We start from the raw sequence: 12,914 nt of genomic DNA, 5'->3' as shown, positions 1-12,914 counted from the left end.
GGGAACCCGCACCGTCCGGCTGTGGACACCCAGCGTGGCGTGTCGTCGGCGTGTCCCCCCACGACAGTCCGTCCGTCCGGCCAGGACGACCGGTCCGACCGACCCGCGCCCGGACGTCAGTTCGGCGTGCCGCTCTCCCGCGACGTGCAGACCTGGCTGGAGGTGGCGAACCGGTCGGTGTCGTACACCGCGAGCACCGCGAAGCAGTAGTCCACCCGCGAGCTCAACCCGTTCACGGTGTAGCTGGTCTGCCCCGGCTCCACCGTGGCCATCATGTTCAACGGCTTACCGGCCCGCCCTCCGGCCACCATGAACGGCACCAACCCGTCCGACTGGTCGCTCCAGGTCAACGTGATCGTGGTGCTGTCGTCGCGCATGGCCAGATCCGTGGGAGGCGGACCCGCCTGCGCCGCAGACGGGTCGGGAGTGGCCGGGGCCGCCGACCGCCGGTCGAGGATCAACAGGCCCACCCCGATCACCGCGGCGACCGCCACCACCACCGCGACCACCGCCACCACGATCGCCACCCGGCTACGACCCGGCGCCGCCGGTGCCGTCGGCATCACCAGGGGACCCTGGTACGGCGGCGCGACCGGCGGAGGCGGCACCGACCCTGGCGGGGGTGCTGCCGACTGACCCCAGGCCGGCGGTGCGGCCGACGCGGGGTACTGCGGTGCGTATGACGGCGGCGCGACGCTCGACTGCAGATCGGCCGTCGGTTGAGGTGGCATCTGCTGGTGTGACCCGTACGGGCTCGCACTCACTGGACCGTACCCGGGTGGCCCGCTCGCGGGCGCGTACCCGGGTGGTCCGCTGGCGGGTCCGGTAGTGGTTGGTCCGCTGGCCGGCGGGTACCCCGGTGGTCCGCTGGTCGGTCCCGGCTGGGGCAGCGGGGCGGTCAGTTCATGCGGACCTGCCGTGGGGCTGACCGAGGTCGGCTGCTGCGGGCCGGCATACGACAACGGGGGAGGACCCGGCGGCGAGCTGACGGGTGGTGCGCTGATCGGGTAGGTCTGCGTCGGCGGTGCGCTGACGGGGGGTGCGCTGATCGGGTGGTTCTGCGTCGGCGGTGCGCTGACGGGGGGTGCGCTGATCGGGTAGTTCTGCGTCGGCGGTGCGCTGACGGGAGAATAGGCGGGCGGCCCGCTGACGGGCGGCCCGCTGACCGGGGACGCTGGGTCGGCGACCGGTGTCGGACGCTGCGGCGCGCGGCCCGCGCGGGCCGCCTCCTCCTCGATCAGCGGCCCGATCTGCTGTACCCGGATCGTCGGTCGTGCCCACTCGGGGTGCCCGGGCACCCCAGGCCCGACGGCCGAGACCGAGCCGTCGACGGTCGGTGGCAGGGACAGCAAGCCGGTCTCTTCCTCGTAGCTCCGCTGCCGGGGAGCCGGCCCGGACCACGTCCGGTCCGGCGACTCCGACCTGACCGGTGGTGCTGCGTGCGACGACGTAGGTGAGTCGAGCGGCGGTGAGCCCGGTGCCTCGTTGACCGTCCCCACGACAGCGGCCGGGACGACGGGTGCGGCCGGTACGGGCGGAGCGGGTGGAGCGGGTGGAGCGGGTGGAGCGGGTGGCGCGGGTGGCGCGACCGTGGCGGGAGCCGGGAAGGCGGCAGGTTCCGGCAGCACCGGAGGGGCTGGTGGACTCGGTACGACGGACCCGTCCGGCACGCTCGACCCTGGGGGAGCGACGGGCGCCCCCGGTACGGCCGGCGCGGGAAACGGCCGGGTGGGTACCGCCGCCGTTGCCGCGTCGTGTGGCTTCCAGGCCGTGGAGAGCGTGGCCAACGAGATCGTCGGCGCGTCCAGTGCCCCCCGAGACGGTTGGTCCACCGATTCGGGCTGGCGGGCGGAGGGGACCGTGGGTTGCGGTGCGGGAGCGGCGTCGCCGAGATACTGCCGTGCCGTGCGTACCGCCGGGTGGTCGGCGCCGAGCACGGCGGGGCCGGCGGCGGCGACACGCGTGAAGTTGCGACGTGCCTCGTGTCGATTGCCCAGTTCGTCCGCGACGGACCCCAGCTCGAAGGACAACGCGAGCATCAGCGGATCTCCATGCGGCCACCGGCGCTCTCCGGCCGCGAATGCCTCCTCCAGCACCCGGCGGGCCGCGCTCGGGTCGTCCGCCTCCCGATGCAACCGGGCCAGCAGGTGCGCGGTGCTGAGCACGTCCGGATGATCCTTGCCCAGCGGCGGCCGGGCGGACTCGACCGCGTCGGTGAGCAGGCCTCGGGCGGCGGCGAGGTTACCCGCACCGCGCAACGCGAGAGCCCGCTGCTGGGCGACGGCCAAGGGAGATGCATGGGGCACGTGGCCATGCTGCCGGGTACGGGTGCCCCGACGCTACCCGGCCCACGGACCCGTCGCGCACCGTGGCGAACCCGTCCGCGCGGGCACCGAAGACCGATGTGCATGATCCATCTGCGGCGTGTACAGTGACTCCCCGTGCGGCCCGACGGGCGGCCTGCTGGTGGTGGGACCACCGAGGTCGGCGCGGTAGGCTGGACAAAGTAGGTCCGGGTGGCGGAATGGCAGACGCGCTAGCTTGAGGTGCTAGTGCCCGTATAGGGCGTGGGGGTTCAAGTCCCCCCTCGGACACAATCTAGTACATGATCCACTCGGGGTCGCCTGAGCGGACACCGTGCGGGTCGTCGGCCGGTAGGTCAGGGCGATCCCTAGTTCGCGGTAGATCAATGCCTTGTCGGCGGGGTCAGCGTCGCGGAGCACGGCGGCAATGTTTCCCAGAGCCTCTACGACGCGGTGGATCTCGTCAGGGCTCATGGTCCGACGTCCGGTGAGACGACGCAGGTTGGCCTCGGCGGTGACCTGTTCGGCTTGGATGTCGGCGATCCATCGTCCGACGACGGTGGGATCGACGCCGCTGTCCAGAGCGGCGCGATAGCGGTCCAGCCGGGCGGCGGAGGTGGCGAGGGTTGCCTGTGCCGCCTTGATCGCCTGTTGGTCGACGTCGTCGTGCTGCGCGTCGGCCATGGCCTGGACAGTTGCGGTGAGTTGGCTGGGCGAGAAGGCTCGGGCTAGCCATGGGTCGAGTTGTTCGAGGATGTGGTCCTCGCGGACGTAGACGCTGCGGGGGTGTGCGATGCGGTTGGCATCGGCGTACTCGGCGGCGTAGGTGCAGCGGTAGTTGTTGCGGTCGTTGTTGTAGCTGCCGATCATGCGTCGTTGGCAGATGCCGCAGTGTAGGAGGCCGGACAGTACGTAGTTGCGCTTGCTGGCCCGGGGCTTCATGACCCCGTCGGGGCGCCTGCCCGCACTCGCGATCAGAGAGCTTTTTCGGCTGAATCTGGTGCGTCGGCGGTGATGCGTTGGGGTGTAGTCGTCCGAACCACCCATCCATGCCGCGTGGGCGGTGTCTCCGGACTGCCAACCGCCGAGGACTTATCTGCCGGTGCTGTGGCGGCCCGGTGGGCACGAGTGTGCTCGTCAGAGGTAGGTCAGCGGGCAGCCTGTGTGCCGCCGGATCTGGTGGCGGATGCGGTCAGGCCGATGCTCGTGACGCGGCCTCGGGCGGCGGGTCGGGGTCGTGGTCGGAGGGGCGGGGGCCTTCGGGGCCCTCGGGCGAGAAGCGCAGCAGGGTTTCGATGCGGGTGATCCGGAAGCGTCGGTTGAGGACGGTGATCTCGTCGATGGGTGTGTCGCCGAGTTGGTCGGCGGCTCGCCGGTAGGTGGTGGTCTGGTTGGGGGTGAGATGGCTACGGCGTGGCTCGATGTAGCGGAAGGCGAAGGCGAGTTCGTCGCGTGCTTCTTGCGGGGTGGCGACGGCGTGGGTGATTGGTTGCCAGCTGCCGTCGATGTGTTCGGCGGTGGCATAGCGGGAGGGGAGTAGGACGACGTCGGGGTGGGTGTGTACGGCGGCGACGCTGTCGGCGTACACGTCGGGTGGCACTTGGGCGCGGGGGTAGTGCGCGGCGATGAGGTCCACTTTCAGCATGGCGGTGCCGACGCCGGTGGGTGTGGCAGGGTCGGCGATCACTTGTTCGTCGAGGAAGCTGTCGTGGTCGTCGAATTGGCGGGGGTCGGGGTCGGTTGGCCGTGGGGGTTCGGGCCCGTCGGGGCCGAAGCGGGCGAAGGTGTCTGCCCGGATGATGCGGTGTGCCTGACCGGCGACGGTGACCTCGTTGACCTTGTTTCGGTCGAGGATCTGCCCGGCGGTGGTCACTTCGGCGGCCAGGGCGGGATCGGTGGTGTCGAGGAGCCGTTCCCGCAGCCGGTGGGCGAGGGTGTTGCGGGCGTCTTGTGGGGTGTCATCGAACAGGGCGTGTACCTGCCAGCGTCCGCCGTGCAGGTCCGCGGCGTGCCCGAACAGTGGCGCTCCGACACGGATGGTCGGGTACGCGTGGGCGCGTCGAGTGGCGTCATGCTCGGTTACCGCGCCGACCGGATCGTCGCGTCGTGTGACCCGCACGATCGCGACCGGCGGTGGGTCGTCGTGGCTCACGAGGAATCATTTTGCGCCGGACCGGTGGGTTCTGTCGTGCCGGCACGCGGCGTTCCCGGACCTCGGAATGGGCCACCTCTGATTGGTGGGGGCGGTTCCCGGAATGTGGTTGGTGGTGCTGGTCTCCGCTACGCCGGCACCGATGGGGAGCTCGGTGGCCGGACGTATCAGCGATTCGCGCGCGACCGGGATGTGTGCGCGGGGGTGCGCCCAAAGCCGGCGGCAGCGCCTACGATCAGGGCTCCGCCGGGGGTAGGTGTGGTGTGTTAGCGGCCTGCCTTCGCGTGATATTCGTCCACGATCTCCTGCGGGATCCGGCCGCGGTCGGAGATGTCCTTGCCGGCTTTCTTGGCCCACGTCCGGATGGCCTTGTTCTGCTCGCGGTCGGCGCTGGCGGTACCGTGGCCGCGCGCGGCCCGGCCACCGACGACCACGCCGCCGCGGCCTACCTTCGTGCCGTGGGCGACGTAGGGAGCGAACACGTCACGCAATTTGGTGGCGTTGTCGCTCGACAGGTCGATCTCGTACTGAACGCCGTCGAGAGCGAACTTGACGGTCTCGACGGCGTCGCCGCCGTCCAGGTCGTCGACCAGCTTATGAATGATTTGCTTTGCCACGTCTGGGTGCGTTCCTTTCGAACCGAGTGTGCTGCTACCTGCGAGCACAATAGCCTGCACGGCACTTGCTGCGTCAACGGGATCCGACTAACTGCCTCGTATTGGCAGGTTCGATCCTTCCGTGCAGCTGTCGCCGATCCTCCTGCTCAATGTAGGTCGAGTAAGCGAATGGCAACGTTGTGTTGACATTGGCGGCTGATTCTTGTCAATTCGGCTACTTTCGTGCGGCGCGAGGGATCGGACCGGCACCATCGTGGCAGTCGGTAGTTTCCTCGTACGATTTCGTGGCCTTGTAGCGCGACCTGTAGCTCGGGCGGCGGTGGCGGCCGTCGCGAGACGCCATCGATTACGAGTCGCCTACGGCTACTGCGGCAGCCTCGGCGGATTCGCGGGCGCAGTGCCGGCCGCGTCGGGGACAGGGCGTCTGGGGTGCGGCGCTGGCGAGGCCGGTGACGTGCAGGATCGTGGTGGCCGTCTGCTCAAAGGTGCTGGTCTCGGGGATGACGGTTTCGTTGAGAACGCCGAGCAGGTCACGGTGGGCGTACCAGCGGCGCGCTCGGCTGGCAGTTGATCTGCTGCCGGCATGGATTGGTGTCAGGTTGATCTGCATGAGGAGGGAGAGGGCGTCAGGCGGGGGCGATCTCGCCTTGGGTCAGCTCGATGTTCGGGAACTCGTATCGTTCCCGCATGGCAGCGGCCAGGTCCGCGGTCGCTTGGTCGACCATGACCATGACGCCGGATCCGTCGGCGCGGGGTGCCACTGCCGCGACGGCCACTCCTTCGGTTTGCCAGTACGGGATGTCCTTCTTGATGCTGTCCGACACCTCGTTCAGGACGGTGCGTGGATGTTGCGCGTCGGCGAAAGCCAACTGGACGTCCGGGTGTCGAAGGCGCAGACCGGTGTCGATTTCGTCCACTCGTGGCACTGGCACGCGGTGGATCACCAGCGCCGCTCCATCGGTGCTCAGGCCTGAGTACGAGTTGGTGGGATAGGTGCGTTCGGCGTCCCGGATCAGCAGTTCTCGCGGTGTGTCACCGAGAGTCGTGGAGGGCGCCGTCAGGAGTTCCCGGGTTTGGGCCGGTGTCGGTCCCGCCGGTTGTCCGAGATCATTGGCTACGGATCCGGCGCACCCTGCTGTCGCCGCCAGGAAGCTGGCTACTGCGACCAAGCCGATTCGTTGCATACGCATGGCAGATTCAGCATAGCTGCGGACCTGCCGTCGGGCCACATCGATGTGTGGCCCGACGGCGAGGTCATCGGGTCAGCTGGTGGCGATGGTCAGGTTGAAGTGCGACAGGATGCTGCCGATATTGATGTGCAACGCGACCCGCGAACACCGGCGCCCGGTGTAGTCATACCCCTGGCAGGTGCCCTCGAACTGCTGCCCGGTCGCGACTGCGCTGATGATGCCCAACGCCCTGAAACCGCCGGTGTCGTAGCCGATCGTCGGCCCACCGCTGTCACCCTGACCGACGGATGCAATCCCTGCCAAGTGTTCAGTGACAAACGCTGGGCCCGTGAGGTTTCCGTTCAGGTTGAAGTAGATGTTGGTTTCCGTGATCCTGGTGTTGCAGTCGTTGCCGCTGAGCCCACCCGAGGTGCAGGCCACGTCGTTGAGAACGGCACTGGCCCAGCCTACGATTGGTACTCCGTAGTTGGAGTTGAAGGGGCCGGTGAAGACCGCACCCTGGTAGGTTTGCTCGCTGATGGTCATGGCGTCGAGAGCCACTGAGCCGCTGTTGGCGCGCCCGACGTAGAGCTGGTAAAGCGGGGTGTACCAGTTGGTGTTCGCTCCGCAGTGCCGTGCGGTAATCATCACCTGGGCGTTAGTGGACGTTCTGGCTGCGAACCCGGCGGTGCAGAGGCTGCCGGTGCCTGTCCAGATGACGCTGCCGCCCCAGAACGGCGTGACATCGTCCCAGCGTCCGGCTGGCTGAATCGCCGATCCGGCCGTCACCTGAACGGGAATCCTGTTCGCGCGTAGGTTGCTGGTAACCGCAGAGACGCTCGTGACGCCAGCGACAGAGAGCTTGAGCCCGCTCGCGTCTGGCAGTGGTGCCGCCGTCACCAGTTCACCGCCAAGCTGTGAGGCTGGAGCCTTGAACAGGCGACGGATCTCCGCAGTCAGCTCGGCCAGCGTGAACCTACTTTCGACCACCGCGACCGGCACGTCACGGCGTCCTGCCCTGACGGCCTCGTCGACCGCTGCGGGTAGCTTGCCCTTCCAACGCAGTTCCACCGCGCCGGTGTCGCGAACCAGCCGCAACGAACCGAACCCCTGATCGTGGCCCTGGTCGATGACCTGCTGAATCCGTCGAGCCACGCTGGATGCTTGCAGCGTTTTGGCGTCCACGTCGGGTGGCTGAACCCCGAGTTCATCGACTAGCTGCCTCTCCTCCGTCGATCGAACCTCGGAGGGCAGCGTACGGCCGCCGGGATCGGCTGCCGCAGGGGCTGCGGCAGCGAGCGCCGCCACCAGCACGCCTGCGATAGTTGGAACGAGCCTTCGGGAACACATCCGCACGTTCTGACCTCCCCAGGGTCGCAGCAATGAAGCCCCAAGCGCGCCGCTGGAGCTTCGGCCTCGCTCATCGGCGGTGGCAGTAACTACCGACCACCGGCATGGCTCGTTTCTACCGGTCTGCTCGACAAGCGTCAATGCCTGTTGGTGGCGGCGCAACTACCTTATGTCGAGCCTTTGGCCACGATGCAGCTCGTCCGTGTCCTCGTTCTGTCCGTTGGCCGCGATTGCCTGACTGGGGACTGCGTAGATTTCCGTGTTTGACCTGGGTGTGGTCCGTCGGACAGGACGTTGATCCTGTCCGGGAAGGACCACGTCATGGCAGACAAGAAGAACGTTGTTCAGCTTCCGCAGCCGTCGGCGGCGGAGGTGGAGTTCGCTCAGCAGCTGGTCGAGCGGGCTAAGGCCGACGGAGTCTCGTTGGTCGGGCCGGGTGGCCTCCTCGCGGGGATCACCCGGACTGTCCTCGAATCAGCGCTCGATGCGGAGCTGGATGCGCACCTCGACGAGGCCGGTGTCGACGAGTCGACCGGCCGGCGGACCAACATCCGCAACGGTCACGGTGCGAAGACGGTGCAGACCGAGGTCGGGCCGGTGCGGATTCAGGTTCCTCGGGATCGGGCGGGGTCGTTCACGCCGCGGATCGTGCCCAAGCACGTCCGCAGGTTGGATGGTTTCAATGAGGCGATCCTGTCGCTGTATGCCAAAGGGTTGACCACCGGGGAGATTGCCGCGCATCTGGCGGATGTGTATGACGCCGACGTGTCTCGGGAGTTGATCAGCCGGGTCACCGACAACGTCGTGCAGGAGATGGAAGCCTGGCGGCAGCGGCCTCTGGACCGGATCTATCCGGTGGTGTTCATCGACGCGTTGGTGATGAAGATCCGCCAGGGGCAGGTCGCGAACCGGCCCGTCTACGTGGTGGTCGGGATCAGCCTCGACGGGGAACGTGACGTGCTCGGTATGTGGGCCGGGACCGGCGGTGAGGGCGCCAAGCAGTGGGCCGGCTACCTCACCGAGCTGCGCAACCGGGGTGTCGAGGACGTGTTCATGGTCTGCTCCGACGGCCTCAAGGGCATGACCGACGCGATCGAGCAGGTCTGGCCGCAGGCGGTCCACCAGCAGTGCGTCGTCCACTTGGTGCGGGCCAGCCTGCGCTACACCAACCGCAAGGACTGGCAGAAGATCACCCCCGCGCTGCGGGAGATCTACACCGCCCCACCGTCGCGGCTGCGGAGGCCCGGTTCGAGGCGTTCGCCACGCAGTTCGGTGACCAGTACCCCGCCGTCATCCGGCTCTGGCGCACCTCTTGGCCGCAGTTCGTGCCGTTCCTGGACTACGACCATGAGGTCCGCAAGGTCCTCTACACCACCAACATCATCGAGAGCCTGAACGCCCGGTTCCGGCAAGCCGCCCGACGGCGCGGGCACTTCCCGACCGAGCAAGCCGCGATGAAGGTCCTCTACCTCGTCGTCCAACAGCAACGCCGGGGCGGCGGGAGCATCACCGGCCGGGTCTACGGTTGGGCCAAGGCCCTCAACGCCCTGATCCTCGCCTACGGCGACCGGATCGCCATCTAACAACCTCGATCACACCACAGGCCCAAACACGGAAAACGACACACTCCCAAATGTTGTCAGCCGTAACCGGCGGCGTCGAAGTCATGGGCGGGAGAGGAGTCCTAGGAGGATTCCGCTCCGTTGCGACCGACTCAACCATCCTCGCCAGTCTCAGCCGGATGGCATCCCGAGCCGGCAGTGGCCCCATCGAAGGGATCAACTCGCTCGGCATGCGGCTCGCGAACGCATACTGCAGCTTCACCCCCGACACCCGGGTCCTGATGGCCGACGGCACGACGAAGCCGATCAGCAAGATCAAGCCAGGCGATGAAGTGTTTGCCCGAGACCCAGAAACCGGGGAATACGGCTCGAGAGAAGTCACTGCCACCTGGGTCCATCGCGACAAAGTACTCAAGCTCACCATCGACGGCGAGACGGTAGACACCACCGCCGACCACCCCTTCTGGGATGACAGCAGGCGGCAATGGCGCAACGCCGGGGACCTGATTCCAGGTGATCTGCTGCTCTCGGTCGACGGGCAGTCGCTAGAGGTCGATAGACTCACCGCCACCGGACGAGCCGAGGTGGTGTACAACCTCACGGTTGCGGCGATCCACACGTACTATGTGGTGGCCGGTAACACCCCGGTCCTCGTACACAACTGCGGAACTCGCCCCTCCGGAGTAATCGACCTCGACGCAGCTTCTGCGTCTGGCGCAACTCTGCAAAGGGGCGGTTACTCGGTTGCTGGGCGTGCCTTGCAAAAGCATGCAGATCGCGCGGAGACCGGTTCAAATTGGTCGAGACCTGCCGGACGAGAAAATCCTCAAGGATGGAACTCGGCAGGGCAGGATATGCTCGACGATAGTCTGACGAATCCCGACTCGGTCGTCCACCTAGGGTATGGTCGTGTGGGTGGTCAGTGGCAAGATGCACTCGATGTTCGGCTTCCTGGTGGCCGAGGAGCACGCTTTGATCTCAACGGCAACTTCTCGGGCTTCCTCGACTAGGAGCAGCGCAAATGACTAATGAAGACTACGAGGGTCGTAAGATCCAAGTTGTTAGCTTCGATGACGCGACAAGTGACGAGCATGTCATCGAGTTCATTGATCCTGCCGTGTCATCGGCAGGATCGGTGGTCGCAGTATTCAACCGAGGTTCGGACTGGCGTGACGCGCGAGTTTCAATTAATCCGAAATTGGATGGCGTGTCGGCCGAATTCCTGATTTGGGCGCTGAACGTTGCACGTCGCATGATGTAAGTCGATGCAAATTAGGGGCCGTCCCGCGTTCTAAGACGGAGCTTGAGCGGGCTCGACCGGATGCCGGTTGAGCCCGCCTTCCTTTCGAATCCGACGACACTCGGCAGCAGTCCGTAGCGTTTCGCGTAGGCTTGAGGCGCTGACCAGGGGATTCGCGGCTCGCGACGTCTTTACGCTGCGCCCAGCGTATGATTATGTGCTGTAGGGGGCAGGGTTAGTGTACGATCATCGCTCCCTTCCCAAGATGCTTTCTCTCTCCTCAAGTTGGAGCTCTGGATGCGTACCCCTGCTCTTGCTGCCCTGCTCGTCACTGGGGTTTTGCTGGCCGGTTGTGGGGCGGCGGAGACGCCCACCGAAGCTGGTCAGGCGTCGTCGTCGGCTGATCCTGCGGCTCGTGAGTACGCCCTGACGGCGCAGGTCTGCCAGCAGATCGATTTCGGTGTTCTGGAGTCGGCGATTCCGTTGTCGCTGGTCGAGGAGGCGGCGACCAACTGGTTGGTGCCGGCGAACTTCTTGTACAGCGGTGGGATCCAGTGTCTGCGGGGCTATGGAGCGGGTAAGCGTCCTGATGTGACTGTCGCGGTGGGCATGGCGACCTACGGATCGCCTGAGGGCGCGCGGCTGGCGTACGACACCCGACTGCTGAAGGAGACGGCCGAGGGCTCGCTGCCGGGTGTGGAGTTGATGTCGTACGCGTTCGACGACACCGAGGACACCCTCTATGTCCGAGACGGCAACCTCTTCGTCGAGGTACGGGTGTCGACACTTGGCGAGAACCGCACGTTTGGCCAGGTAGGGGTTGGCGAAGCGGTAGCACCCGCGGTCGAGTCGTTCGCGGGTCGGCTCATCGAGCAACTGCGGACCGGCCAGGGCATGTAGTCGGGGACCCGAGGAATCTGTGATATCGCAGCCACCTTCGTCGTGGGTGGTGGGTCGTCGCCGGTGTGCAGCTGTGACCGGCCACAGGCCAGTCGGAATTCGTAACCTCGGGATACTTCCACTCGACGGGCCGGGGTCGGGACTCGGAGAGTGAGCAAGCGGTATGCCTCGGCTCGTTGCCGTTTCAGGTTCTGGTACTGGCTGCCAGCCATAGTCTTGAAATTTCCTTGACGTAGGCGGTGAGTACGGCTTCGACCGTCGTTTCCTCGGGAGCCAGCGGCGCGTGAATGGTGCGGCTACTGCGCGACGTCAGCGCCGCAGCGCATCCGGCACTACGGCAGCGATGGCGCGCCGGTAGGTGTGATCGACGACGTCTCGGCGAACGCGCCGGGCAGGCTGTGCGGGATCTGCCGTCGCGGTGGTGGTCTATCGGCAGGTTCGTCGGCCGGGCGGCCCGGTCGGGAAGCCTACTGGTACGCGCCATCAATCGCACAAGCTTGTTCGTGCCTGACGGTGCGGAACCATGGCGTCTTTGTCCACGTTAGCCGGTACTGGCGGTGCGTCTGCAACCGATGCTGCGGCTGGTCGCCGGCCGCTGCGGTAGCGCGATCCGTAGCGATCTGCCACCGGGTCGATCCTCACCGGCAGCGATCTTTCGCGTCCCGAGAGAGTGAGAGTTCTGCTAGGTTACTGTCCATGCTTCGCGCCGGTTTCCGGCGCATACGCCGCGCGTGGGGGTTCAGATCCCCCCTCGGACACAAACCGAATCCCAACGGTGCGCGGCAAGATCGACACTTGCCCGCACCGTTTGTGTTTCCGGGGTGTAGGTCAGGTGTAGTCCGAGGTTGCGGTAGACCTCCAGTTTGTGTTCGGGGTCGGCGTCTCGTAGTGCGGTGACCAGGGTCGCCGAGTTCGTCGATGATGGCGATGAGTTCCTTCTCGGTGGGGTGGCGTGCCTTGTCGGGAATCTTGGCCGCAGTTGTTGCCTGCTGGTGTTGCTCGGCGCGGAGGCGTTCGGCCTGACCCGCCGCCGGGTTGAACAAGATCATCAACGGATAGAACACGCAGGCTAGAGCCGTCGAGACACCGGATGTCGTCGTATAGATCCGAGTGCAGAGGCAGGTACGGCTGCAAGTGCCACACCGGCGTCGGGGTCGGGCTGGTCCGGCGAGTCGCCGGCTGCTCTGGCGATGCTGCAAATCGGTGACTTTGCGTGATGGGATGTTGCTCGTCGTCCGTTCCCTCGGCGTGCGGATTTGCCGAGATCCGGATGTCCGTCGAGATCGTCAACCGGTGAGCTGAAACAGCATGTGAACCCAGCAAGCCTCGCTCACTGCGGGCGCTGAGCCGAGCAGGGCGTGCCACACTGGCGCCATGGTCAGACCTCAGACGGTCGACGAGTACATCGACGGCTTCACCGGACCGGGCCGCGAGCTGCTTGAGCAGCTGCGGGCACTGGCCCACGAGGCGGTTCCGGAGGCGAGCGAGGCGATCAAGTGGGGTTATCCGGCGTGGGTGCACCCCTCCGGAACGATCCTCTTTATGGTCAGTGGTCACGCTAGACACGCAAGCGTCGCGTTCACGCCCAGCACTCGCGAGGGGTTCGATGCGCAGCTCGCCG

The 12,914-nt window shown here is 66.5% G+C and carries 12 protein-coding genes, 1 tRNA gene and 2 pseudogenes; 8 read left to right on the top strand and 7 right to left on the bottom strand.

What is annotated here, in order from left to right; translation table 11 throughout:
• Positions 1 to 116: 116 nt before the first annotated feature.
• Entirely contained in the window at positions 117 to 2,306 is a 2,190-nt protein-coding gene (locus BMY89_RS31500) for a fibronectin type III domain-containing protein (protein WP_332455114.1), read from the bottom strand.
• A 204-nt stretch (positions 2,307 to 2,510) separates the two neighbouring features.
• Between BMY89_RS31500 and BMY89_RS26875 the strand changes: the two genes are divergently transcribed.
• Both BMY89_RS26875 and BMY89_RS31160 read left to right on the top strand, forming a co-directional pair.
• A tRNA-Leu gene (locus BMY89_RS26875) sits at positions 2,511 to 2,594 on the top strand.
• Positions 2,595 to 2,756: 162 nt separating this feature from the next.
• The gene (locus BMY89_RS31160; protein ID WP_232521566.1) at positions 2,757 to 3,035 is read left to right on the top strand and encodes a hypothetical protein; all 279 of its coding nucleotides are present in this window, start codon (positions 2,757 to 2,759) and stop codon (positions 3,033 to 3,035) included.
• A gap of 27 nt (positions 3,036 to 3,062) precedes the next feature.
• On the opposite strand, the pseudogene BMY89_RS31595 reads toward BMY89_RS31160, so the two are convergent.
• The 6 genes and pseudogenes from BMY89_RS31595 to BMY89_RS26845 form a co-directional block, all read right to left on the bottom strand.
• Positions 3,063 to 3,245: pseudogene (locus BMY89_RS31595) on the bottom strand (zinc ribbon domain-containing protein); the annotation flags it as partial.
• 250 nt (positions 3,246 to 3,495) lie between these two features.
• Entirely contained in the window at positions 3,496 to 4,455 is a 960-nt protein-coding gene (locus BMY89_RS26865) for a DUF5954 family protein (RefSeq protein WP_092382876.1), read from the bottom strand.
• A 266-nt stretch (positions 4,456 to 4,721) separates the two neighbouring features.
• Positions 4,722 to 5,072, bottom strand: coding sequence for a histone-like nucleoid-structuring protein Lsr2 (locus BMY89_RS26860; protein WP_092382875.1), 351 nt, complete (start codon positions 5,070 to 5,072; stop codon positions 4,722 to 4,724).
• 346 nt (positions 5,073 to 5,418) lie between these two features.
• Positions 5,419 to 5,682, bottom strand: a complete 264-nt coding sequence (locus BMY89_RS26855; RefSeq protein ID WP_175510435.1) for a P-loop NTPase family protein — start codon at positions 5,680 to 5,682, stop codon at positions 5,419 to 5,421.
• Positions 5,683 to 5,698: 16 nt separating this feature from the next.
• Positions 5,699 to 6,262, bottom strand: coding sequence for a hypothetical protein (locus BMY89_RS30595; protein WP_092382874.1), 564 nt, complete (start codon positions 6,260 to 6,262; stop codon positions 5,699 to 5,701).
• Positions 6,263 to 6,334: 72 nt separating this feature from the next.
• The gene (locus BMY89_RS26845) at positions 6,335 to 7,555 is read right to left on the bottom strand and encodes a chymotrypsin family serine protease (protein ID WP_139218019.1); all 1,221 of its coding nucleotides are present in this window, start codon (positions 7,553 to 7,555) and stop codon (positions 6,335 to 6,337) included.
• Between the two features lie 357 nt (positions 7,556 to 7,912).
• Here BMY89_RS26845 and BMY89_RS26840 point away from each other — a divergent pair.
• From BMY89_RS26840 to BMY89_RS26825, 6 genes and pseudogenes are all read left to right on the top strand, one after another.
• Positions 7,913 to 9,174: pseudogene (locus tag BMY89_RS26840) on the top strand (IS256 family transposase).
• A gap of 158 nt (positions 9,175 to 9,332) precedes the next feature.
• Entirely contained in the window at positions 9,333 to 10,163 is an 831-nt protein-coding gene (locus BMY89_RS26835; RefSeq protein ID WP_232521564.1) for a polymorphic toxin-type HINT domain-containing protein, read from the top strand.
• Positions 10,164 to 10,174: 11 nt separating this feature from the next.
• Positions 10,175 to 10,414 carry a hypothetical protein gene (locus BMY89_RS30085; RefSeq protein WP_139218018.1) on the top strand — a complete coding sequence of 80 codons (240 nt, stop codon included), beginning with the start codon at positions 10,175 to 10,177 and terminating at the stop codon, positions 10,412 to 10,414.
• A gap of 276 nt (positions 10,415 to 10,690) precedes the next feature.
• Positions 10,691 to 11,293, top strand: coding sequence for a hypothetical protein (locus BMY89_RS26830; protein ID WP_092382871.1), 603 nt, complete (start codon positions 10,691 to 10,693; stop codon positions 11,291 to 11,293).
• Between the two features lie 893 nt (positions 11,294 to 12,186).
• The gene (locus BMY89_RS30080) at positions 12,187 to 12,366 is read left to right on the top strand and encodes a hypothetical protein (protein ID WP_139218017.1); all 180 of its coding nucleotides are present in this window, start codon (positions 12,187 to 12,189) and stop codon (positions 12,364 to 12,366) included.
• Positions 12,367 to 12,667: 301 nt separating this feature from the next.
• Positions 12,668 to 12,914, top strand: a 247-nt coding sequence (locus tag BMY89_RS26825; protein ID WP_092382870.1) for an iron chaperone, incomplete at its 3' end; no start/stop codon positions are given.

Origin of the sequence: Micromonospora phaseoli (genome assembly GCF_900109115.1) — a bacterium.
Taxonomy (GTDB): Bacteria; Actinomycetota; Actinomycetes; order Mycobacteriales; family Micromonosporaceae; genus Micromonospora; species Micromonospora phaseoli.
Note: the sequence above shows the minus strand (reverse complement) of the source record. Positions and strands in the feature narration are given on the sequence as shown.

Excerpts from the sequence above, each read along its gene's own strand:
- BMY89_RS26830 (WP_092382871.1), top strand. The coding sequence starts at position 10,691 with ATGCGTACCCCTGCTCTTGCTGCCCTGCTCGTCACTGGGGTTTTGCTG.
- BMY89_RS30085 (WP_139218018.1), top strand. The coding sequence starts at position 10,175 with ATGACTAATGAAGACTACGAGGGTCGTAAGATCCAAGTTGTTAGCTTC.
- BMY89_RS30595 (WP_092382874.1), bottom strand. The coding sequence starts at position 6,262 with ATGCGTATGCAACGAATCGGCTTGGTCGCAGTAGCCAGCTTCCTGGCG.
- BMY89_RS26835 (WP_232521564.1), top strand. The coding sequence starts at position 9,333 with ATGGCATCCCGAGCCGGCAGTGGCCCCATCGAAGGGATCAACTCGCTC.
- BMY89_RS26855 (WP_175510435.1), bottom strand. The coding sequence starts at position 5,682 with ATGCAGATCAACCTGACACCAATCCATGCCGGCAGCAGATCAACTGCC.